The following is a 21,496-nucleotide window of genomic DNA, read 5'->3' on the forward strand; positions in this document are numbered from 1 at the left end:
GATATTGGAGTGTCGAAATTTTTGGTGCGGTGTTTTTGCGTAAAGTATGATAGCATTCGCCGCCTTAAATGGCGCGTGTGCGCCTTTTGCTTTTGATTTACCTTTGGAGTGATACCTTGCAATTTGACGATTTGGGACTCGATAGACGCTTACTGTCGCTCATTGCCCACCGTGGATTTGAACAGCCAACTGATATTCAACGTCAGGCAATTCCTGTTGTGATGGCAGGGAAAGATTTGCTGGCGTCATCGAAAACGGGCTCGGGAAAAACACTGGCGTTTTTGCTGCCTGCGATGCAGCGTGTTTTGCGTTCTAAACCTCTCAGTCGTCGTGATCCACGCGTGTTAATATTGGCACCGACTCGCGAATTGGCCAAACAAGTTTATGGCCAGTTGCGGATGCTGACCAGTGGCACGACTCATAAAGCGGCCCTCGTTCTGGGTGGCGAAAACTTCAATGAGCAAGCAAAGGTTTTTCGTCAGTCGCCAACTTTTGTGGTGGCCACTCCTGGTCGACTCGCCGATCATTTGAAACAGCGCAACGTGTCTTTATCTGGTTTAGAGATGCTGATCTTAGACGAAGCGGATCGCATGCTCGATCTTGGCTTTAAAGAACAATTGGATAGCGTGAATGCGCATGCTGAGCATAGGTTGCGCCAGACACTGATGTTCTCTGCAACGTTAGATCATCAGCAAGTGACTGAAATTGCTGCCGGTATGCTAAAGTCTCCTAAGCGAGTCGCGGTTGGTGAAGCGGAAAGACTGCACAGTGATATTGAGCAGCATTTTGTACTGTGTGATCACTTGGATCATAAGCAGGCTTTGCTTGAGCACTTGATGAAAGCCAACGTGCACAAGCAAGTCATGATCTTTACTGCCACTCGCGCAGACACGGAACGATTGGCTGAGCGATTTACACAGGCAGGGTATAAAGCGATTGCGTTGAGTGGTGAGCTAAACCAAGCATCACGTAGTCGTATTATGAATGAGTTTGAGCGCGGCTTTCATGAGGTGTTGGTCACTACCGATGTTGCGTCACGCGGTTTAGATTTGTTGAATGTGTCTTTGGTCATTAATTTTGATATGCCAAAACACGCTGAGGAATATGTGCATCGCGTGGGACGGACTGGTCGGGCAGGGCACCAAGGCCTGTCTTACTCACTGGTTGGGCCGAAAGACTGGCGAAGCTTTAAAAATATTGAAGGCTTCTTGCAACAAAAGCTTGAATTTACGGCAATAGAAGGCCTAGAGGGTAAATTTAAAGGCTTTAAAGAGAAAAAAGTCCCTAATAAAAAATCGCCTGGACCGGCAAAACGCCAGAAAACACCGGTTAAAAAGCAGCCTAAAGCCCCGAAAAAACGAGATAAGAGCTTTTACAACAATGTGCCTGTCGGCGATGTGCCGTTAGCAAAAAAGAAAACAAAACCTGAATCCTAACGCCACAATACGTCTATCTTTTGTCGTGACTATCCGCTGTATCCCCCTGGTGCAGCGGAGTCGACGAGCCTAATAATCTTTTATTACCATTTCTGCTTTTCTCAATCAGTTAGCTCAGCGATTTTTACAATAAACACCTAGCTAAAACTGCGCACTGTCACGTTTAACTTTGTGAGTTGATGAAACTTTATCTATCGAAGTGTCGATTTTGCCAAAAAAAGCGCTTTTCTTTGCGTTAGATCGATTCTATAGCTGATTTTTAGCTCATTGAGTCGTAAACTAGGCGCATCTGTTGGTAGTCGCTCATTCTTCAGACGATTTGAGTGGCTGGCAACTTGGGTTTTTGTCTTTTAATCATCAATGAAACTGGAGTGTTGCTGTGGAAACTGCACTGGTCGTTGCCTTTATTACTGCCGCGGCATGGATCGTTCGTCGTGAGCGTGCCGCACAATAATTTGCTGTAGTCGTCCTTTTTAAACACATGTTTTTAGGCAGCAAATAAAAAAGCCTTCTCCTTTGGAGAAGGCTTTTTACATAAAATACATTTTTATGAGAATGTGATTTCTGGACGCTTCTATGGTGATGTGTTAGCTATCGTAGTAATCCCCGTCAGAAACATCGTGAAAGTCTTCTACCTGACTGGCTGCTTTAAAATCAGCAGCAGGTTTTAGCTTACGCCGCCGCAATAACGCGACCTGCTCCTCTAAGCGGTGAGCCGTTTCAATGTTACCTTCTTGATAGGCCTCTTGTATTTTTCTCTCAAATTCACCAATACGCTGAGTCATCACCATCGTTATACCCTCCGACAGTTCTCACGTACAATGACGACAAGCGTCAGACGTGAGTGTTACACCACGCACTAAAGACGCCCACTTTTTACCAGAGTGGTACGTCTCTACGTTTAATTTAGCTTAGATTAAAATTTTCACCAGCGAGAGAAGATCACACTGGTATGATCACGCTGTAGAAGAAGAGCAATGAATCACAGGCTATTAATACAGGTATCTGACTGAGAAAATCAAGCGGTTTTGCTCTAAACCATTAGCACGCCAGGTTGCGCCGAGAGATAACGCTTCTGTTGAGTGAAAACGACCACCAATTTCGACAAGGCTGGTGCTATCGTCTTGGTCAAAAATAATCGAACCGACATAAAGATTCGTCTCAAAGGGCGGTGCGATCCAGGCTCGCATACCACCACCGATGACCGTCGCCAAATCGCCGGCATCATGCCTGTCATCCTCTGGGCGTCTAAACCACGCACCTTCAAGTTCGCCGTATAAATCAACAAATTCGTTAATAGGAGCATGAAAACCAACCCCGCCAGAGGTATACCAGTCCCCTTCAAATTGCGTATTCCCTTTGACGACAAAATGCGCCCCTTCGGTAAACGCAAAACGTGCTAAACCACCCAGCCCACTAGGATTGCCTAATGCATTGACTTGAATATGGTTATAGTCAAAATTGGTCGCTTGGGCGGTTGGAGCCCAAAGGCATATCCCCAAGAGTGCGCTAGTGGTTAGGCGTGTGATCACGTCATTTACTCCTTTTATATTTAATGATCAGTGTAATAGCTTCTGTATGACAAGTGCAATAACGAGGTCGTGTTTGCAGTGGGAATTCTCTTGTCGTGCACCGCAACGTAAATACTGCCTATTTCTCCCTGTCAATTTTTTTAAAACACTGATGACTATTTTCTCTGTAAAAAAATATTTGCACACGCAGAGATGTCAGGTTAGCGTAGACGTGTAACCACAAGAACGTAAGCCCATTAGTGGCCGCATTAGCGCGTAAACGATAAAAGCAAACACAGGACAAGCCCATGAGTGTACACCCAACGGATGACGTAAGAATCCAGCAAATAAAAGAACTTCTTCCGCCGATTGCTGTATTGGAAAAGTTCCCCGCAACAGAGGCGGCAGAGCAGACCGTCGTAAACGCCCGTCAGGCGATTCACCGAGTGTTAAACGACGATGATGATCGCTTGGTGGTTGTGGTTGGCCCTTGCTCGATTCACGATCCAGATGCCGCGCGAGACTACGCACGTCAACTTAAGCAATTACGTGAAACCTTAAGTGAGGATCTCGAAGTTGTCATGCGGGTTTATTTTGAAAAACCACGCACTACCGTTGGATGGAAAGGTCTGATTAATGACCCTTATTTGGACAATAGTTTTAAAATCAATGATGGCTTACGCTTAGGGCGCAAACTGCTCCTCGATATCGCCGATACTGGCTTACCTGCAGCGGGTGAGTTTCTCGATATGATTACCCCACAATATATGGCGGATTTGATTAGCTGGGGAGCAATCGGGGCGCGAACGACAGAATCTCAGGTGCATCGTGAGCTAGCGTCAGGCCTGTCTTGTCCGGTGGGGTTTAAAAATGGAACGGATGGCAATATAAAAATTGCCACGGATGCGATTCGCTCTGCCAGTGCCCCTCATCAATTTCTGTCTGTGACCAAGTATGGCCATTCAGCCATTGTCGCGACGGCCGGTAATGAGGACTGCCATTTGATTTTACGCGGGGGCAAAGTGCCAAATTACAGTGCCGGAGACGTGGATCAGATTTGCAGCGCGTTGACGGGCGCGGGACTGCGTCAAAAAGTAATGATAGATTTAAGTCATGCAAACAGCAGCAAACAGTATCAAAAACAAAAAGACGTCTGTGAAGATATCGCGGGCCAAATCGCCGCTGGAAATCAGGCAATTTTCGGTGTGATGATTGAAAGCCACCTGGTCGAAGGTCGACAAGATTTAACGGATGGTCAGTCGCTTACCTATGGTCAAAGCATCACAGACGGCTGCATTGGTTGGGATGATACCGAGAAGGCACTACACCAGTTGGCAGCAGCTGTTCGAGCGCGTCGAGAAAAAGCGGCTCGTCTTAGTGAGTCTGCCTAATTGGTTTGTTCGCCGAGGAAAAATGTTCGTCGATAAAAAAAGCCCCCAGCGTTTGGGGGCTTACTCTTAACGACCAAGGTTAGCGGCTAGCGCTAGCCGTCTCTATCTCTTTATTTTTGAAAAATCGCTTGGAATTCGCGTTTCAAGCCCGGCTTTAAGCGTGCTTGTTTAAGCTGTTTAGCTAAATCTTTGACACAAGAGCTAAGTACATCGTCGAGTACTTGGGCTTTGTAGTTTTCTTTCGCTTCGTCAGACATATCACTTAAGTCGACTTTCTCGAGTTCGCTCAGCGCATCGATACCTGCATAACTTTGGCTAATCGCAACAAGCGCATGAAATTGGTCATAGTTATCGAGAATATTTTGTGCGCTGGCAGGCAGTATTTCCCACGCTTCTTTGACACTTGAACTAGAAGCATCATGGACAGATGCGATCATTGCGTACATGGCCTCAGGCGCTTGCTCATAGCGAATCACGCACTGCAGCTCTGGGGAGAAGCTTTCAAAACTGACTTGTGTTGGGTTTGCATCGGTATCAGACATACACCGATTCTCCTTATGATTTTTTAGATGAGGAAGAGCGTGTTTTATGATCGGTGTGGTGCGCGTCCGGATCCTGTTTGGTCTCAGCACGATTCTGTTCAGGCAGTGGGACAACGGTATCCGTTAACAAGGTAGCTCGGTTTTCGCCGGCGAGTAGGCCGCCTTTTTCAATGGTTAATTGTTCGGTGTTAAGTACGCCTTTCATTTTTCCTTGTGAAAGGATATCGATGGCATCGGCATCACACTGACCTTCGATTAACCCATTGATAGTGATATGTTTAGCGTGAATGGTACCGCGAAAATGGCCAGAAGCAGAAATAACAACAGCATTGGCTTGAGTAATATTTCCCTCTCCAAACCCATCAATTTGAATGTCACCTTCAAGATCGATATCACCCACCACTTTGCAGTTTTTGGCAATGATAGATAACCCATGATTTGGATGAGATTTTGAACTAAACAGGCCCATGTCGTGCTCTCCACATACTTCATTTCGTCAAAGTATACCATTAGCCACGCTTTGATGGAGGATGATCGGCGGATAAGCGCGTGATAAAGGTGTGATCCCGCTACCAGTATTCGGGGTTGCTGAGTGGATCGTGTGTTCCCTAAGGCAGTGAACAGCGATTGCTTGCATCACCGTCAATTGATATAAAGCCAATCATTTAGCCGAATAGAGACATCAACTATGTCCATCTCTACTATGTCAATACAGCTTTCCCCATACCAACAGCGTGTTATTGGCTGCTTGCTTGAAAAAGAAGTCACGACGCCAGATCACTATCCGCTGACTTTAAATGCGCTGACCACCGCAGTGAATCAGAAAAGCAATCGCGATCCTGTTTACGATATGTCGGACTCAGACGTGCTGGATGTTATCCATCAGTTGGAAGAAGCAAGGCTTGTCAGCCCGCAAGAGGGGAGCGGAAGTCGTGTGACAAAATACCAGCATCGGTTTTGTAACACGACATTTGGTGACTTGACGTTTAGTGAACAGCAAAAAGCCATTATTTGTGTACTGTTACTGCGTGGCGCGCAAACACCCGGAGAACTAAGAACTCGAACGCAACGTTTGTGCGCCTTTGATGACATGGCGGACGTCGAAGCAACACTGACAAGCATGGTTGAGCAACAGTGGGTGCAAAAATTACCCCGTGAAGCGGGTAAGCGAGAATCACGGTACAGGCATTTGTTTACCGATGCGTCGATTGATTCGTTGATGCATTCAGAGGATGAATCAGAAGCGGTTGGCGCGTCTGATAACGTCTCCCTTTCTCAACGTGTCACGGCACTCGAGCAAGAGGTATCAGAGCTACGTCAACTGCTAGGTACACTGTTGGGGCAGTAATTGAGCATGGACACGCCTTGGTTTGTGTATTTGATTCGAACGCGTCAAGGCCACTTGTATTGCGGTGTTACCACTAACGTTTCTCGTCGTTTCGCACAGCATTCAGCCGGAAAAGGCGCCCGAGCATTGCGAGGTAAAGGTCCACTATTATTGGCGTGGTATTCAGAGCCCATGGAAAAACGGGCTGCGATGCAACGCGAATGGGAAATTAAACAGTGGCCTAAGGAACGTAAAGAAGCGTTATGCCTTCAGCAATAGCACGTCGCTTTGATTCTCTTAAATTGTACAAATAAAAAAAATTGTACAATTTTGATCTTTCCTCTACCTTTACTTGTACAAAATAATATAAATGTACAAGTGCGGCACCCGTCGCACAGTGAGTGTAGAGGTAAGGCATGTCGTTTCCAGTTGGTGTAAGCGCCTGTGTGATCGGTGAAAAAGTCCGCTTTGACAGTGGCCATAAGCGCAGCACATTCGTCACGAAAGAGTTAGGTCCTTATGTGGATTTCGTGCCCGTGTGCCCTGAAGTGGGGATTGGTCTTCCTGTTCCCCGTCCGGCGATTAGGCTGGTCGATAAAGGCGATCTCTCTGTAAAGCTTGTTGAAACCAAGGATCAACAAAAAGACTACACGGATAAAATGATCGCGTTTAGTGAGCGTAAAGCGGAAGAGCTAGAACACAAAGCACTCCGCGGATACATTGTCTGCGCAAAGTCACCAACGTGTGGCATGGAGCGGGTCAAAGTGTATCGCGAAAATGGCTACGCCTCTGATATTTCAGGGGTTGGCTTGTACACGCAAGCACTGATGGCGCAGATGCCTTGGCTACCGATAGAAGAAGATGGTCGCCTTAATGATCCTATCTTAAAAGAGAATTTCGTGTTCCGTTTGTTCGCGCTCGATGATCTCTATAAAAGTGTTGAAGGTGGCGTCACTAAAAAAGCTCTAGTTGATTTTCATTCCCGATATAAATTGGTGTTGATGGCACACTCGCCCGAACGTTATCGCGAGTTAGGGCGCTTTATGGCGAACATTGGGCATTACGATATCGATACATTCTTTGAACAGTATCGGACCGCTTTTATGCAGGCGATTGCCATTCGCGCTACCCGTAAAAAGCACACCAATGTGCTAATGCACCTACAAGGTTATTTTAAAAATAATCTCGATAAAGGCCAAAAAGCAGAATTGGCGAACCTTATCCACGCCTATCGTCAAGGCACCATGCCATTACTGGCGCCTTTGACCTTAATTTCACATCATTTACATAATCATCCCGACGATTATCTGGCCAATCAAGTCTATCTCAAGCCATATCCCGACGCACTGAGGTTACGTTATGGCTTGTGAGGGATCCCACACACTCACTATAAGTCAGGTCGCAGAGCAAACGGGCGTTAATCCTGTGACCTTACGCGCTTGGCAGCGTCGTTATGGCTTATTGTCACCAGCAAGAACCGCAAAAGGCCACCGTTTATACAGTGACGATGACGTCAGCACGATTGCGAGCATTCTTCAGTGGTTAGACAAAGGTGTGCCAATTAGCAAGGTGAAACCCTTGTTGGTGCAAACGTCCGCATCTATCGATATCCAAGACAACGGTGTCGCTCGAGATTTGATCGATTGTATTCATACGTTCTCGGTGAGGCGCCTTAGCCAAAGTTTGGACCAACTCTTCAAAGAGTATCCCTTTTACTGGTTGGTCGAGCATGTCATGACACCCGTCGATCAATGGCTCAGTCATCACGATGGAGCGGTCAGTATGCTACAGCGTGATCTTTGGCAAACCACTGTGATTGAACAGTGCCGGTCGGTGATCGCCGCGAATGCCAAGAGAAACACGCGAGCAACTTGTTGGTTGGTATCGCTCAACCCAACCAGTGAGTATCAACGTTTGTTAATGGCGGTAGCTCTTCACGAAAAAGGTTACAACGTCACTATACTTTCACAGGCACACAGCCAGTTAAGTTTGATTTTAGAGGTCATGCGCGAGCAGCAAATTAAAACACTGGCGGTGATGGCAAACCATCGACTTGATCGTACGCAGCTTAACCAACTACGTCTTTGTCTGTCGCAAAATGAGATTGAGGTGGTGAGCCAGGCATTCATTTACTCCGTACACGGTGACGAGCTCGAGGATTTGAGGGAGAACAAGACGTTATGCATCTAGTTTGGTTTCGGCGCGATTTACGTGTGTTAGACAACTTGGCGTTGAGTGCCGCGAGTGCGTCATCTAGCCCTGTTGTCGGGATTTTTATCGAAACACCACAGCAGTGGGCTGAGCACCAGCTTGCACCCACACAAGCCGGACTTATTCAAGCACGGCTCGAAGCGCTGCGTGAGGAGCTAAAAGCACTCAACATCCCATTAGTGGTTGAACGGGCGAATGATTTTACTGAGGCGGCGCGTACAGTGGCAGAGTATGCCACACAAACAGATGCACAAGCGGTATTCGCCAATCATGAGTACGAGCTCAATGAAGTCAAACGAGATGAACGCGTGCAGGCTGATTTAGCCGCCCGAGGGATTGCTTGGCATACCTATGCCGATCGCAATTTATTTGCCCCTGGAACGATAAAGTCAGGCAAGGGAGAAGCATACAAAGTGTTTACCCCGTTTAAAAAAGCGTGCTTGCGCGCGCTTGATAACTTGGACTTATCGCCCCGTAGAGCGCCGTCTGTGCGAGAAGAAACATCTGTGGTGAGAGACATCTTTTCTCAACTCGCCCCGATTGAGTTTGTCTACCCAACCGTAGATGTCTCTGCGTGGGTGAGTGACGAAAAAGGGATCCTTGATTGTTTGCGCGAATACTGTCGCGAGCGAGCGGCAGATTACAAAAAGCACCGTGACTTTCCTGCGATGGATGGCACCAGTCAGCTTTCCCCTTATCTCGCCATCGGCGCCTTGTCACCACGACAATGCTTAGCCCGACTTCAGGCGGAAAACGGCGATTGGCGTGAGCCTGATACCGGCGCTGCTACCTGGTTGTCTGAGCTTATTTGGCGAGATTTTTATCAAGAAGTCAGCGCGCAGAACCCTGCAATTAGCAAGCGGCAGTGTTTTTTAAGCTGGGGAGAGTCGGTGGTTTGGGAAAACGACTCAACCTTGTTTGAGGCGTGGAAAAACGGAAAAACGGGTTATCCGATTGTCGATGCCGCCATGCAGCAACTGAATCAAACCGGCTGGATGCATAACCGCTTACGAATGATCGTGGCGAGCTTTTTAACCAAAGATTTGCTGATCGACTGGCGCTGGGGCGAAGACTATTTTATGTCCAAACTGATTGATGGCGATTTTGCATCAAACAATGGCGGTTGGCAGTGGTCGGCATCTGTCGGCACCGATGCGCAGCCTTACTTCCGGATTTTTAACCCAACAACACAAGGAGAGCGGTTTGATAGTGATGGCCGTTTTATCCGCCGCTGGATTCCGGCTTTAAAATCGGTGCCTGGCAAGCATGTTCATCAACCTTGGCAATGGGCAGAAAAGTACGCTCAATCAATAGATTATCCACGACCTGTGGTTGATCACGCGAAACAAAGAAAGAAAGCGTTAGCCTTATTTGAAGCGGCTAAAAACCAGCCTCAGGAGTCGTTTTAATGGCACATAATGATACACAAGCCGGAGTGAAGCAGTTTGTGTCTATTTATAAGGCATTAAACAAACGTAACTTAACGTCATTAGAAACTCTTTATCATCCAGAGATCGTGTTTCGTGACCCGGCACATGAGATTGTCGGACTGGCAGCCTTCATTCAGTATTTTACTGTGCTTTATGAGAATGTTACTGACTGTCAATTTGTTATTCATCACACCACGGTCGAAGACGATGACGCATTTGTCACCTGGACCATGACACTCTCGCATCCAAAGTTAGAAAAAGGCAAAGCGCGTCAGGTTCAAGGTTGCTCTCACTTGCGCTTTAGCGAGGGCAAAATTATCCGTCATCGTGACTACTTTGACATGGGTGAAATGCTATATGAAGCATTGCCTGTTCTCGGGCGCTTACTGAAACAGATTAAAACGAGGTTAGGACAATGAAACACGTAGTGATCACAGGCGCCACCTCAGGCATTGGCGAACAGTTGGCTCGAGATTATGCGCGACAAGGCTGGCAAGTCACCGCGTGTGGGCGCAATCAAGACAAACTGTCTGCAATGGCAAATGATCATGCATCTCTCACCCCCTTGGCGTTTGACGCGACCGATAGTGAACAAACATATCAAGCATTGGGTCGCCTTAGTGTGGTGCCAGATTTGATCATTTTAAACGCGGGAACCTGCGAATATATCGATCAAGGTCGGATCGATGTGCCGTTGTTTAAGCGCGTGTTTGATATCAATGTCTTTGGAGTGCTCAATTGTATTGAAGCATTACAAGCGGGTTTTAGTGATGCGACCCATCTTGCGATCGTGGGTTCCTCTGCCAGTTACATGCCGCTACCCCGAGCAGAAGCTTATGGCGCCTCCAAAGCGGCGATTAGCTATATCGCCAATACGTTATCCGCCGATCTTGCTCAGCAAGGAGTGACAGTGTCACTTGTTTCTCCTGGTTTCGTGGAAACCCCGCTCACGGACAAAAATGACTTTGCTATGCCGATGCGAGTCAGTGTTAAACAAGCCTCAGCGGCGATCCAGTCTGGATTAGCCAAAGGCAAGACAGAAGTGCATTTCCCACGAAAATTCACATTTATTCTTAAATTTTTAGCGCTACTGCCTATGTCTTGGCAGATAGCCCTTGCTCGACGTATGACAAGGAACTAAACCATGAAAATTGCCATTATTGGTTCGGGCATTGCCGGGTTAACGTGCGCCCATTACCTTAACAAACAACATGATATTCAGTTATTTGAAGCGAATGACTACCTCGGTGGTCACACGGCGACCGTTGATATTGAGGTCGAAAGTGGTCAATACGCGATTGATACCGGCTTTATCGTCTTTAATGACAGAACTTATCCAAATTATGAGCGCTTGCTCAATGACATCGGGGTTGGACGTCAGCCTTCACAAATGAGTTTTAGTGTGCGCAACGATGCAAACGGCTTAGAATATAACGGCCACAGCTTGTCGTCGTTGTTTGCGCAAAAACGCAATATCGTTAATGTACGTTTTTATCGCTTTCTGGCCGAAATCATGCGCTTTAATCGTCTCGCACGTGACGCTTACGCAGCGAAAGATAGCGCCTCGTCTTCATCATTGAATACCTTAGGGGATTTCCTTAACCAACATGGGTTCAGTGATTATTTTTGTCAAAACTATATCTTACCGATGGGGGCGGCCATTTGGTCGTCAACGCTGTCGGATATGCGTGGATTTCCATTAGCCTTTTTCCTACGGTTTTTCCAAAATCATGGTTTGTTAGATGTAACGAATCGACCGCAGTGGTATGTGATACCAGGTGGCTCACGCGAATACGTGAAAAAACTGACACCGGCTTTTGCCGATAAAATTCATCTCAATACGCCTGTAAAACAGGTCCGACGTGATCAAGGCGCGGTCTATGTCACCACGGATAAGGGCGAGCAGGTGTTTGATCAGGTGGTATTCGCGTGTCATAGCGATCAAGCGCTTGCTATGTTAGCCGATCCCAGTGATGCAGAGCGTGACGTTCTCGGCGCCATCCCTTATCAAGATAATGAAGTGGTGCTACATACGGACACCTCTCTGTTACCTAAGCGACAAGGTGCATGGGCGAGCTGGAATTATCATTTGCCCTTGTCAGAAGAAATAGACACGGATCCGGCAGCTTTGACCTACAATATGAATATATTGCAATCAATTCAGTCGCCTGAGACGTTTTGTGTCACGCTCAATCAAACACACAGAATAGAACCCAGTAAGATTTTACGTCGTTTTGTGTATGCACACCCAGTGTTTAATACCGAGAGCGTCGTAGCACAGCAAAAGCGTCATCAGATTAATGGCCAACAGCAAAGCTGGTTTTGTGGCGCGTATTGGTATAACGGTTTTCATGAAGATGGCGTTAAAAGTGCACTTGACGTGGTGGAGGGCATCAATTCGTGACTGAGTCGGTTGTAACTTTGAATAGCGGTTTGTATGTCGGCCAGGTCCGGCATCGGCGCTATACACCGATCAAACATACGTTCACGTATCCTGTTTTTATGCCGTTGATCGACCTAGACGAACTGGCATTACTGTCGTCACAGGTTACGGGGTTCCGGCTGGGTAAATGGGGCTGGGCGGCCTTTGATTATCGAGACTATTTAGATGGGCGAGAAGATACCAAAGCGGCGTGTCTTGACAAGGTATACACACTCACGGGCGAGCGCATAGAAGGAAAAGTTTATGCGCTGTGTCAGCTGCGTTATCTCGGCGTGTATTTTAGTCCGGCGAATTTTTACTACGTCTATGATCACGACAATAACTGGCGCTACGTGCTTGCAGAAGTCAGTAACACCCCTTGGGGCGAACGCCACTATTACGCGGTTCCGGCCGGTACGCGTTGGGAAAATGATAAAGCGTTTCATGTGTCGCCGTTCAATCCAATAGAACAACGCTATCATTGGCGTCTTCGTCCGCCCCGCGAGCGCGTGCACTTGCATCTTGAAGCGCACCGCGAAGCCAAGGAGTTTGACGCGACACTTGGCCTACAACGACGGCCTTTTACCTCAAAAACATTGGGTAAGTTATTGATCCGGACACCGATAGAGACAGTAAAAGTTCTCATTGGTATTTATTGGCAAGCGCTCAAACTTTGGATAAAGGGCGCACCGTTTTATCCGCACCCGGGTGCGAAGAAGGAGTAATTATGTCTGTAACGGACGTACCTCAAAGTCAACGCACATTGACGCGTAAAGAGCATTACGCGAAGCAGTTGGTTTATACGTTAATGGCACACGTCAAAGATGCTTCCATTTCGCTCGTTGATGAGCAGGGTCAGACCTTGCAGTGCGGAGATCCTCAGGCACAATTACATGCATCAGTCTTAGTCCATGATCCACGTTTTTATACTCGGATTTTGACCGGTGGCAGTATTGCAGCCGCCGAAGCTTATATTGAAGGCTGGTGGGAATCGCCCAGTCTAACCGACGTGATTCGGGTCTTTGCTCGTAATTTGCCGGCGATTGATCGGATAGAAAAGCACACGGGTTGGTTGGTGAGCCTCGGTCATAAACTGGCACATTGGCGCAATCGTAACGAGAAAGACACAGCACGCCGCAATATTGCCGCGCATTATGATCTTGGCAACGATCTGTATCGTCACTTTCTCGATGATCAAATGCTGTATTCCAGTGGGATTTATCCGGAAAAGGAAGCCTCACTAGAAGCCGCGCAAATCGAAAAAATGGATCGTCTCTGCCGACAACTGTCGCTAACGCCTGATGATCACCTGATCGAAATTGGCACAGGTTGGGGTGGCATGGCGATCTATGCCGCAAAGCATTACGGCTGTCGCGTTACTACCACCACCATCTCGGAAGAACAGCATGCTTGGGCACAGGCGTGTATTGCACGAGAGGGGTTAGATAATCAGATCACATTGCTTAAAGAGGATTACCGCGATCTGACCGGCGAGTACGACAAACTTGTCTCGATAGAGATGATTGAAGCGGTAGGCAAAGAATACCTAGATACCTTTGTGCGGAAGTGTCAGTCACTACTCAAGCCGAGTGGTTTGATGGCGATTCAAGCGATTACAATAGCGGATCAACGTTATGACCATTACAGTCGCAATGTCGATTTTATTCAAAAGCACATTTTCCCGGGAGGGTTTTTGCCCTCGGTAAACGTCTTACTTGATCACTTCACCGCCCAAACGGACTTTGTGATGCGGGATTTAAAAGACATTGGTTTGGATTACGCGCAAACGCTAGCTGACTGGCATACCCGGTTTAATCAACAAGCAGAGACCTTGCGGGAATACGGATACGACGATCGTTTTGCGCGCCTGTGGCGTTTTTATTTTTGCTATTGCGAAGGCGGCTTCAGAGAGCGAACCATCAGTGCAGTCCAGCTGTTGCTCAGTCGTCCGGCTTGGCGAGAGGCCTAAATAATGCGTTTTGTGTTGATCTCTTTATTGTTCAACGTGTACTGGTTTTCGGCGGCTATCGGGCCGCCGAGTTTACAATGGTTGATGGGAGCGATGTTACTGGCTGCGATCGCCTATGATCGTACCGTGATCGCTGGGATCTTAACCCTTGCCCCATTAGGCATCATTGGTGACAGTGTGATGCTGTATACGCAGTGGTTAGCTGTCGACACCAGCTCACTGATCATGCCTTCTTGGCTTATTTTACTTTGGTTGGGTTTTTGCGCCTTTGCGTGGCTTATGCGTGAACTCGTGCTCGCTCGGCCAATTTGGTTGATCACATGCATTGGCAGTGTGGGGGGAGCAAGCAGTTATCTCGCGGGAGAGCGACTCGGTGCATTATCATTCCCGCAATCCTTTTGGATAACGGGCGTGGTATTACTCGGCGTTTGGGCGATATACAGTGTGTTATTCGTTGTCTTAATGCGTTGGTTACAACACAAAGTAGAGGCGCGAATGGCGGCAACAAGGGGACAACAATGACAGGATGGAAAGTACTTATTGCCAGCCTCATTCTCACCATGGCAACTTCCGTGCAAGCTGAGCAGCCAACGACCGGCGGCTCGATGGCCTGGCAGCAATGGCCCGAAGTGGGGGAAGCGACCTTAACTTGGGGCTGGTGGACGATTTATCAATCGTCATTACGCACGCCATCAGGCGATTACGAACCACCATTACCTCATGCTCTGGTGATCACGTATGCCCGTGATATTAGCGACGAGCGCTTGATGAAAGCCACTAACGACCAATGGGCGCATTTAGGTTATTCGGCTTCACAACGTGAACGCTGGCAAACTGCGCTTAATGATGCGTGGGGCGATATTGCCGAAGACGATCGACTTGCGTTTGTTCGCTACAAGGACAAAGGCGTTTTCCATTATCAATCTCAAGGGCAAGATTGGCGCACCACATTAGTGATCGATGACACAGATCTAGCCGACGCCTTTTTAGCTATCTGGTTATCAGAAAACACAGAGTACCCCGATCATCGGCGCGCATTATTAGGAGAAGCATCATGACAAAGTGGACCCGCAGTTTTAATCGGGCATGCCTTACCCTTGCAAGCGTTATCATGCTTGCTGCTTGTTCGGCGGATATCGATGATTATCAAGATCGTGAGCCGGCGTTCAACATGTTCGAGTATTTTGATGGACATACCAAAGCGTGGGGCATGGTCCAAGACTTTACAGGGGAGCAAACCCGCCGCTTCGAAGTGGATATTGAGGGAACGGTCGACGGTGACACGCTCACATTGGATGAATCGTTTATCTATGCGGACGGAGAAACCCAAACGCGCGTGTGGACGATTACGCGTCATCAAGATGGTACTTATACGGGGACGGCTGGCGATATCGTCGGCGAGGCAAGGGGTGTCGTTGCGGGTAATGCCCTGAATTGGCGCTATGATTTAGTGGTGCCTGTTGGCGAGAGTGAATATCAGTTCCACTTTGATGACTGGATGTTCCGTCAAGATGATGATCATCTCTTTAACGTGACCTCGATGCGAAAATGGGGCATTGAAGTGGGCAAAGTGACGCTGTTTTTCCAACGCGTCGAACAATAAGTGTGTTTGAGGCGTTATCCAACGCCTCTAGCTAGCCCGATGGCACGCTGAATAACCCAACGGAGCAGTTTAGGGATCGGCGTATTCAGCTCATTTTCTGTATAAGCAATAATGGCCAGGGCGGCATCGGGTTTTGCGTAGCGCTTTAACGCCTTGGCGATGATACGCTTATCGTTCATGTGCGGCTGCTGGCTCGCCACGCCAGCCATCTCGCGAAACAACGGCTCATAGCCATTGCTATATAAATAATGCTCAATATCTCTATCGGGCAGTACCGTCAGTCTTGCTCCTTCGGGCTGATGCTCGATTTGTCCTCGCGCGGTGGCTGCGTACTTCTTTCCTGCCATATCACCATCGGCGACAAGGTGCCATTCAATGCCCAGTGCCTTGGCGGTCTTGATGAGTGGCCTAAGTCCGCTTTGTGCAAACTCAATTAAATGGACACCTTCCGCTGCAAAGTCATAACCTTGTAATCGTGCAAGCTCATTAAATAGCCAGATTTCAGTTTCACCTTCAACCAATAACCAGCAGCGTGCGAACAGTGCGCTGGGACGATGAAAGCGAACGTGGAACGTGACACGCCGACGTTCATCTTGCGTCAGTAGATGAGAAGGGACTTGATGGCTACGTGTTTCCGTGGGATGGCGTACAAGCCGGCGAATATGATCGAGCTGAACGCCAGCCAACAAATCACCGCTATTGGTGGTCAACAGTTTTTGCATGGGCATGAGTTGGATGAGCCGCCATGCCTGATTTAAAAGTGTGGGGTGTAGCCGACCTTCAGGATCTTCAAACAACATAATAGGTCGGGCATTACGTTTGAGTTGTTTCGGGCCACGCGCCCGCACAAATGCACTCAGTAACCCCATTAATACGAGCCGGCTTTGGTTGGATGTATTGGCGGCAACGGCCTCTAAGGGGTGCATTTGATTATGAGTAATCGACAGTGCGCCAGGAGCATGAATGGGATAGGGGGCGCGGCTATGCTCGTCAGCGGCAAAATAGTGATCGAGTAGCTGACGCATTGCATGCAGACCACTTTTTATTTCCCCTTTGTTAACGTGCCCAGGCATCATTAATAAACGGCGATAGGTATTATCTAAACGTTGCTCAACCCGCGTATTGTCTTTATTGACCATTTGCCCAGGTACCCGCATACGTCGGGCATCACGTACCCTGACAACGGGATGGATCTGCATTAAATGGCTTGCGAGCGCATCGTTGTCGACCTTTTCAATTATCTCTCCCTGACAAGACAAGAATACACGCTGTACCGAAACTTTACTTTCTTGCATGGTCGCGTTCAGACAGTAATCTAACGTTCGGCAACCGCCATTTTCACCGTTCCAGAGCGGCTTAAAACGACGATAACGGCGAGCTTTATGCTCCCCCGGAAAACTTTCCTGCCAACGGAGAATAATCTGAAATTGTTGTTCTGGTGCGACGCCAAGGGCATGGTCAACATGAAAGTCAGAGCGTTTAAACTGAGGTTTATCGCCACTGGGATGGAGTGCGAGCTCCAGTGCATCCAAAAGAGACGATTTCCCCCATGCGTTTTCGCCGATCAGCACGGTGAGTTCATCGACTTGGAGTGATAGGCGTCGGATGCCACGGAAGCCTGCAATTTCTATACGGTCTAATCTCATTGTCACCTCTGTTTTAGAGTATGACACCTTGACGAAAAAGGAAACGAAATCGATGGTTATTTTGTGCTATATGCCTGATTTATCGTGACTAACACATAATGCTTCCTCACGAGTGATTGCCCTTCGATTTACCATAGGGTGGCAAGGTAAACCCTGATATAGTGTGTAGATCTGTTACGTGCCCTTTTTAGGGTGATCATCGAGAGAAAATTATGTTGTCGTTTGAAGCCTTACACGTTCTTGATGCCATTGAGCGAAAAGGCAGTTTTGCTGCTGCCGCTGAGTCGTTGAGTCGTGCGCCCTCATCGCTGAGCTATCAAGTACAAAAGCTTGAAGACGAACTTGGGTTAGTGATTTTTGATCGTTCAGGCCACCGTGCGACGTTTACTGATGCCGGCCATTTATTGGTTGAGCGAGGGCGCATGTTGTTAAAAGCGGCAGATGAAATGGTGGCGGATGCTGCATCATTGGCTCACGGCTGGGAGTTGGAAATTTGTCTTGCCTACGACGGATTGTTTAAGAGCGACTTCTTTTTTCCGCTGATCGAGCGTTTAGCTAAAAAGAGTAGTACACGGCTGAAACTGTCTGAGCAAATACTAGCAGGCTGTTGGGAGGCGTTAGCACAAGAGCGCGCAGATGTACTGATTGCGCCGATCCCCGATACTGTGCCTCAAGGGATAAAAGTACAGCCGTTGGGAGAAATGAGTGCCTATTGGGTTGCCGCTCCCGACCATCCGATACATAAAGAAGCGCGCCCGGTGGAACCCGATGTTCGCGCCAAATACCGTGGCGTCGCGGTTGCTGACACGGCACGAGGTATGCAGCCGAAAACCTATAATGTGCTGGAAAATCAACCACGCTTAACCGTCAGTTCCATGCATGACAAATATACGGCTATTTTGAATGGCCAAGGCATCGGGACGTTGCCCTGGTTTTGGGTCCAAGACGATCTCAACGCCGGACGTTTAAAACGCCTAAAAGGGGGAGAGCCGTTTCAGCTCAAGTTCGGAGTAGCCTGGAAGCGCAATCGAATGGGCAATGCTAAATCCTGGTTAGTCAGGCAGTTGCCCAATTTACTTGCGCCTTACATGCAAGCAGGCGACATACCGATTAATAAGTCTTCGTCTTGAATGAAGAAGGCGCTGGATTGAATTGACCAGCTTTGGTCGCACGTTGTCTTCGCTTACGCATTGGATGATAACGGCAGTTGCATATCGACGATGCCATCGGCCATTTGCACATCAATACTAAAACCACATTTTTGTGCCAACGTTATCATCCCTCGGTTATTGGGCATGGTCATCCCGGTGATTCGTGATAGGCCTGCCTGGCGGCCATAGTTAATAATGGTGTTCATAAGCACACTGCCGAGACCAACACCCTTTAAATCAGAACGGACTAAGACCGCAAATTCGGCGTCTGTATTTTGAGGATCGGCCAATAAACGCGCGACTCCCCAGATTTCTTCTCTCCCGGAAGATAGTTGGAACGTGGCCACTATCGCCATTTCACGGTCATAGTCAATTTGAGTCAAATTCGCCAACGCCTCATGATTTAGCTCGCCAACGTCAGAGAAAAAGCGGCGGTATAGATCCTCTTCAGACACTTTTTCGACAAAGGCCTTATGCGTCGGCTCATCTTCGGGAAGAATAGGACGCAGCAGAATGGTTTGTCCGTTTTTAAGCGTGACCGATTGCTCCAATTCTTTAGGGTAAGGCCGAATAGCTAAGCGCTTTTGTTGGCTACCCGCGTAATCTCGTAACCGCAGCGATGCATCCAAAACCGTGAGTTCCTCGCCAGCGACCAGAAGTGGGTGGATATCGAGCTCATCGACTTCCGGGCAATCAATGATCATTTGTGACAATGTCACTAAAAATTGACATAGACGCGGTACATCGATAGCAATAGGAAAGCCGCGTCGCTTGATTTTACCGCTTTTAATCGCGCCAATCACAAGATAGCGCGCCAGTGCCATATTAAGCGGTGGGATCCCGACTGCCGCATCTTTGGTGACATCCCAATCAGAGCCGCCCTCTCCGAGTAAAATGATGGTACCAAAAACGGGATCATTACTGATGGTGACGCGCAGCTCCTGGGCACCCGCTCGCGGAGCCATCGACTGTATCAATAATCCTTGGATGTGGGCGCTGGGAAAAGTGACAGACACGCGATCAAGGATCGCTTGAGCGGCATTAGCGACTTCCGCTCCTGTACGTAAATTCAACATCACGCCTTGCACATCTGATTTATGACGAATATCGGAAGAGCGAAGCTTCACGGCAACAGGATAACCAACTTGTTCGGCAATTTGGGCGGCTTCTACCGCGTCGGTCGCGAGCCAGGTAGATATAACCTGCATACCATAAGCTTCTAAAAAGGGTCGTACCTCATGGGTCGTTAGAGTGAGATGCTCAATGTCTTCTGCTTGTTCGATAAACGCCCGTGCGGCCAATAAGTCATAGTCCATGAGTCCAGTCGAGGTAGGGGTTTCCATTAATTGCTTTTGGTTGCGCCTATATTCGACTAAGTGCATATAAGCAGTCACGGCGCTTTCAGGTGTTCGATAGGTTGGGAAGCCGGCATGCGTGAACGCCAGCCGGGCGACTGTGGCGTCGTCTCCCTCTCCTTGCCAATTCGTTAAAATATTAAAGCGCCGCGCGCGAGGGTTTTCTTTTAATGAATGAATGATGGCTTTGGCGGTCGCCAGTCCAGGTGCCGTGACCGATGGGGAATGCATGATCAAAACCGCGTCGGCCTCATCACTGTTTAACATGATATCTATTGCCGCTTGGTAACGCTGCGTGTCAGCATCTCCGACCAGATCAATGGGGTTCGTATGCGACCAGCTTGCAGGCAAGACCTGATTTAGGGCGTCAAGCGTTGAATCACTCAAGGTCGCTAGCTTACCCCCAGCATCCATCAGCGTGTCAACCGCCATTACTGCCGGCCCACCGCCGTTAGTGATAATCGCGAGTCGTTCTCCACGCAAAGGAACGGAGTGAGATAGCGTCTCGACCGCGGCAAATAACTCGTGCGTGTTGTTCACACGTAACATCCCAGAGCGACGGATTGCAGCATCGTAAGCGGCATCTAACCCTGTACTGGTCTGACTAAGTTGTTCAAGAGCAACGGACCCACCGCGGGTACGACCACTTTTCAATACGAGAATACGACGATTCCGGGCGGCCGCTCGCGCAGCGGAGATAAAGCGTCGTGCATCACGAATTGAATCGACGTAGAGCAAAATCGCGTCGGTTTTACTGTCGCGACACAAAAAGTCGAGTAATTCGGGGAAATCAATATCACAGGCTTCGCCCAATGAGATAAAGGTTGAAAAGCCAATACGTTTATTTCGCGCCCAGTCCAAAATAGTGGTACAGACGGCGGCCGATTGAGAGACAAAAGCAATGTTTCCTTTGTTGGCCGGCACAGGTGCAAAGGATGCGTTAAGGTTAAGCCATGGTAAAATCATGCCCAAACTATTGGGGCCAAGCACGCGCATGGTGTATCTCTCTGCCACCCGTTGCATTATCGCGTACTGACTTGTGCCGAGTGAGTCGAGCTGGCCGCGCATCCCGGCTGCGAGCACAATGACGAGCTTAACGCCTCTTTCTCCCAATTGTTCGATAAGCGCTGGCGTCGCTTCACCACGGGTACAGAGAACAGCTAAATCGGGGACAAGTGGCAGGTCCGCAATCGTTTTATACGCCAAAATGCCGGCAACCGCTTGATACTTAGGTGTGACAGGCATGATAGGGCCTTGAAATCCACCGGATTGTAAGTTGCGGGTGACAACGTAGCCTGCGCGGCCGCTGCGGTCGGACGCACCTATAACCGCAATAGATTTAGGCTTGAGGAGTTGATCGATGCCGGCCATAGTTTCCTCCGAAAAAGCGTCGCCCAGCGTCATCAACGATGGGCACATCAATTGGTTAAGCTCTGAAGCCAGTCTATCGGTTCAGCGTTGAAATCAACGGTCTTTTTTAACGCAATGTGATCTGGGTGTGG

At 48.5% G+C, this 21,496-nt stretch carries 22 protein-coding genes; 16 read left to right on the forward strand and 6 right to left on the reverse strand.

The genetic code is table 11. From position 1 onward, the window contains the following. The first annotated feature begins 116 nt into the window (after positions 1–116). On the forward strand, positions 117–1,436 hold the full coding sequence (locus tag BZJ21_RS04165; protein ID WP_028569685.1) for a DEAD/DEAH box helicase: 1,320 nt from the start codon (positions 117–119) through the stop codon (positions 1,434–1,436). A gap of 587 nt (positions 1,437–2,023) precedes the next feature. Here the strand turns inward: BZJ21_RS04165 and BZJ21_RS04170 are convergent. After that, positions 2,024–2,221 (reverse strand): hypothetical protein, encoded by a 198-nt coding sequence (locus BZJ21_RS04170; RefSeq protein ID WP_128080777.1) that lies wholly within the window; start codon positions 2,219–2,221, stop codon positions 2,024–2,026. Positions 2,222–2,428: 207 nt separating this feature from the next. Beyond that, the gene (locus tag BZJ21_RS04175; RefSeq protein WP_077669188.1) at positions 2,429–2,968 is read right to left on the reverse strand and encodes a hypothetical protein; all 540 of its coding nucleotides are present in this window, start codon (positions 2,966–2,968) and stop codon (positions 2,429–2,431) included. 287 nt (positions 2,969–3,255) lie between these two features. On the opposite strand from BZJ21_RS04175, the gene aroG reads away from it, so the two are divergent. Next, positions 3,256–4,338, forward strand: coding sequence for a 3-deoxy-7-phosphoheptulonate synthase AroG (aroG, locus tag BZJ21_RS04180; protein WP_077460733.1), 1,083 nt, complete (start codon positions 3,256–3,258; stop codon positions 4,336–4,338). A gap of 110 nt (positions 4,339–4,448) precedes the next feature. Here the strand turns inward: aroG and BZJ21_RS04185 are convergent, their stop codons facing one another. Then, the gene (locus BZJ21_RS04185) at positions 4,449–4,880 is read right to left on the reverse strand and encodes a DUF3069 domain-containing protein (RefSeq protein WP_025744569.1); all 432 of its coding nucleotides are present in this window, start codon (positions 4,878–4,880) and stop codon (positions 4,449–4,451) included. 13 nt (positions 4,881–4,893) lie between these two features. Beyond that, on the reverse strand, positions 4,894–5,349 hold the full coding sequence (locus BZJ21_RS04190; protein WP_077661612.1) for a bactofilin family protein: 456 nt from the start codon (positions 5,347–5,349) through the stop codon (positions 4,894–4,896). Between the two features lie 234 nt (positions 5,350–5,583). On the opposite strand from BZJ21_RS04190, the gene BZJ21_RS04195 reads away from it, so the two are divergent. The 13 genes from BZJ21_RS04195 (at position 5,584) to BZJ21_RS04255 (ending at position 15,842) form a co-directional block, all read left to right on the forward strand. Next, positions 5,584–6,228 (forward strand): YceH family protein, encoded by a 645-nt coding sequence (locus BZJ21_RS04195; RefSeq protein ID WP_025744571.1) that lies wholly within the window; start codon positions 5,584–5,586, stop codon positions 6,226–6,228. 6 nt (positions 6,229–6,234) lie between these two features. After that, positions 6,235–6,486, forward strand: coding sequence for a GIY-YIG nuclease family protein (locus tag BZJ21_RS04200; RefSeq protein ID WP_077645893.1), 252 nt, complete (start codon positions 6,235–6,237; stop codon positions 6,484–6,486). A gap of 137 nt (positions 6,487–6,623) precedes the next feature. Next, positions 6,624–7,577, forward strand: a complete 954-nt coding sequence (locus tag BZJ21_RS04205) for a YbgA family protein (protein ID WP_025744572.1) — start codon at positions 6,624–6,626, stop codon at positions 7,575–7,577. Next, a complete protein-coding gene (locus BZJ21_RS04210; RefSeq protein ID WP_077669189.1) occupies positions 7,567–8,397 on the forward strand; it encodes a MerR family transcriptional regulator in 831 nt (276 codons plus the stop codon). Before BZJ21_RS04205 ends, BZJ21_RS04210 begins: the two co-directional genes overlap by 11 nt. Beyond that, complete coding sequence (gene phrB / locus BZJ21_RS04215) at positions 8,388–9,827, forward strand: deoxyribodipyrimidine photo-lyase (protein ID WP_077669190.1); 1,440 nt, start codon at positions 8,388–8,390, stop codon at positions 9,825–9,827. The genes BZJ21_RS04210 and phrB overlap by 10 nt, the downstream gene beginning before the upstream one ends. Then, positions 9,827–10,267: a nuclear transport factor 2 family protein gene (locus BZJ21_RS04220; RefSeq protein ID WP_077661527.1), complete on the forward strand. Its 441-nt coding sequence runs from the start codon at positions 9,827–9,829 to the stop codon at positions 10,265–10,267. Before phrB ends, BZJ21_RS04220 begins: the two co-directional genes overlap by 1 nt. Then, a complete protein-coding gene (locus BZJ21_RS04225) occupies positions 10,264–10,989 on the forward strand; it encodes an SDR family NAD(P)-dependent oxidoreductase (RefSeq protein ID WP_077669191.1) in 726 nt (241 codons plus the stop codon). The genes BZJ21_RS04220 and BZJ21_RS04225 overlap by 4 nt, the downstream gene beginning before the upstream one ends. 3 nt (positions 10,990–10,992) lie before the next feature. Next, complete coding sequence (locus tag BZJ21_RS04230) at positions 10,993–12,252, forward strand: NAD(P)/FAD-dependent oxidoreductase (protein WP_077669192.1); 1,260 nt, start codon at positions 10,993–10,995, stop codon at positions 12,250–12,252. Further along, positions 12,249–12,995, forward strand: a complete 747-nt coding sequence (locus BZJ21_RS04235; RefSeq protein WP_198532308.1) for a DUF1365 domain-containing protein — start codon at positions 12,249–12,251, stop codon at positions 12,993–12,995. Before BZJ21_RS04230 ends, BZJ21_RS04235 begins: the two co-directional genes overlap by 4 nt. Positions 12,996–12,997: 2 nt before the next feature. Beyond that, positions 12,998–14,239 (forward strand): SAM-dependent methyltransferase, encoded by a 1,242-nt coding sequence (locus BZJ21_RS04240; RefSeq protein WP_025744576.1) that lies wholly within the window; start codon positions 12,998–13,000, stop codon positions 14,237–14,239. A 3-nt stretch (positions 14,240–14,242) separates the two neighbouring features. Beyond that, complete coding sequence (locus BZJ21_RS04245; RefSeq protein WP_025744577.1) at positions 14,243–14,761, forward strand: DUF2878 domain-containing protein; 519 nt, start codon at positions 14,243–14,245, stop codon at positions 14,759–14,761. Beyond that, positions 14,758–15,297 (forward strand): chalcone isomerase family protein, encoded by a 540-nt coding sequence (locus BZJ21_RS04250; RefSeq protein ID WP_025744578.1) that lies wholly within the window; start codon positions 14,758–14,760, stop codon positions 15,295–15,297. Before BZJ21_RS04245 ends, BZJ21_RS04250 begins: the two co-directional genes overlap by 4 nt. Next, positions 15,294–15,842, forward strand: coding sequence for a DUF3833 domain-containing protein (locus BZJ21_RS04255; protein WP_077460741.1), 549 nt, complete (start codon positions 15,294–15,296; stop codon positions 15,840–15,842). Before BZJ21_RS04250 ends, BZJ21_RS04255 begins: the two co-directional genes overlap by 4 nt. Before the next feature lie 14 nt (positions 15,843–15,856). Here BZJ21_RS04255 and BZJ21_RS04260 read toward each other — a convergent pair whose 3' ends face one another. Then, a complete protein-coding gene (locus tag BZJ21_RS04260; RefSeq protein WP_077669193.1) occupies positions 15,857–17,488 on the reverse strand; it encodes a DUF2813 domain-containing protein in 1,632 nt (543 codons plus the stop codon). 212 nt (positions 17,489–17,700) lie between these two features. Between BZJ21_RS04260 and BZJ21_RS04265 the strand changes: the two genes are divergently transcribed. Next, positions 17,701–18,618 (forward strand): LysR family transcriptional regulator, encoded by a 918-nt coding sequence (locus BZJ21_RS04265; protein ID WP_077669194.1) that lies wholly within the window; start codon positions 17,701–17,703, stop codon positions 18,616–18,618. Between the two features lie 53 nt (positions 18,619–18,671). On the opposite strand, the gene BZJ21_RS04270 is transcribed toward BZJ21_RS04265, so the two are convergent. Beyond that, complete coding sequence (locus BZJ21_RS04270) at positions 18,672–21,365, reverse strand: bifunctional acetate--CoA ligase family protein/GNAT family N-acetyltransferase (protein ID WP_077669195.1); 2,694 nt, start codon at positions 21,363–21,365, stop codon at positions 18,672–18,674. Positions 21,366–21,496 lie beyond the last annotated feature (131 nt).

Origin of the sequence: Salinivibrio costicola subsp. alcaliphilus (assembly GCF_001996185.1) — a bacterium.
In the GTDB taxonomy this organism is placed as follows: Bacteria; Pseudomonadota; Gammaproteobacteria; order Enterobacterales; family Vibrionaceae; genus Salinivibrio; species Salinivibrio costicola.

Coding starts and splice junctions, on each gene's coding strand:
- BZJ21_RS04240 (WP_025744576.1), top strand. CDS start 12,998: ATGTCTGTAACGGACGTACCTCAAAGTCAACGCACATTGACGCGTAAA.
- BZJ21_RS04195 (WP_025744571.1), top strand. CDS start 5,584: ATGTCAATACAGCTTTCCCCATACCAACAGCGTGTTATTGGCTGCTTG.
- BZJ21_RS04225 (WP_077669191.1), top strand. CDS start 10,264: ATGAAACACGTAGTGATCACAGGCGCCACCTCAGGCATTGGCGAACAG.
- BZJ21_RS04205 (WP_025744572.1), top strand. CDS start 6,624: ATGTCGTTTCCAGTTGGTGTAAGCGCCTGTGTGATCGGTGAAAAAGTC.
- BZJ21_RS04230 (WP_077669192.1), top strand. CDS start 10,993: ATGAAAATTGCCATTATTGGTTCGGGCATTGCCGGGTTAACGTGCGCC.
- phrB (WP_077669190.1), top strand. CDS start 8,388: ATGCATCTAGTTTGGTTTCGGCGCGATTTACGTGTGTTAGACAACTTG.
- aroG (WP_077460733.1), top strand. CDS start 3,256: ATGAGTGTACACCCAACGGATGACGTAAGAATCCAGCAAATAAAAGAA.
- BZJ21_RS04220 (WP_077661527.1), top strand. CDS start 9,827: ATGGCACATAATGATACACAAGCCGGAGTGAAGCAGTTTGTGTCTATT.
- BZJ21_RS04245 (WP_025744577.1), top strand. CDS start 14,243: ATGCGTTTTGTGTTGATCTCTTTATTGTTCAACGTGTACTGGTTTTCG.
- BZJ21_RS04255 (WP_077460741.1), top strand. CDS start 15,294: ATGACAAAGTGGACCCGCAGTTTTAATCGGGCATGCCTTACCCTTGCA.
- BZJ21_RS04190 (WP_077661612.1), bottom strand. CDS start 5,349: ATGGGCCTGTTTAGTTCAAAATCTCATCCAAATCATGGGTTATCTATC.
- BZJ21_RS04250 (WP_025744578.1), top strand. CDS start 14,758: ATGACAGGATGGAAAGTACTTATTGCCAGCCTCATTCTCACCATGGCA.
- BZJ21_RS04185 (WP_025744569.1), bottom strand. CDS start 4,880: ATGTCTGATACCGATGCAAACCCAACACAAGTCAGTTTTGAAAGCTTC.
- BZJ21_RS04210 (WP_077669189.1), top strand. CDS start 7,567: ATGGCTTGTGAGGGATCCCACACACTCACTATAAGTCAGGTCGCAGAG.
- BZJ21_RS04260 (WP_077669193.1), bottom strand. CDS start 17,488: ATGAGATTAGACCGTATAGAAATTGCAGGCTTCCGTGGCATCCGACGC.
- BZJ21_RS04270 (WP_077669195.1), bottom strand. CDS start 21,365: ATGGCCGGCATCGATCAACTCCTCAAGCCTAAATCTATTGCGGTTATA.
- BZJ21_RS04265 (WP_077669194.1), top strand. CDS start 17,701: ATGTTGTCGTTTGAAGCCTTACACGTTCTTGATGCCATTGAGCGAAAA.
- BZJ21_RS04200 (WP_077645893.1), top strand. CDS start 6,235: ATGGACACGCCTTGGTTTGTGTATTTGATTCGAACGCGTCAAGGCCAC.
- BZJ21_RS04170 (WP_128080777.1), bottom strand. CDS start 2,221: ATGACTCAGCGTATTGGTGAATTTGAGAGAAAAATACAAGAGGCCTAT.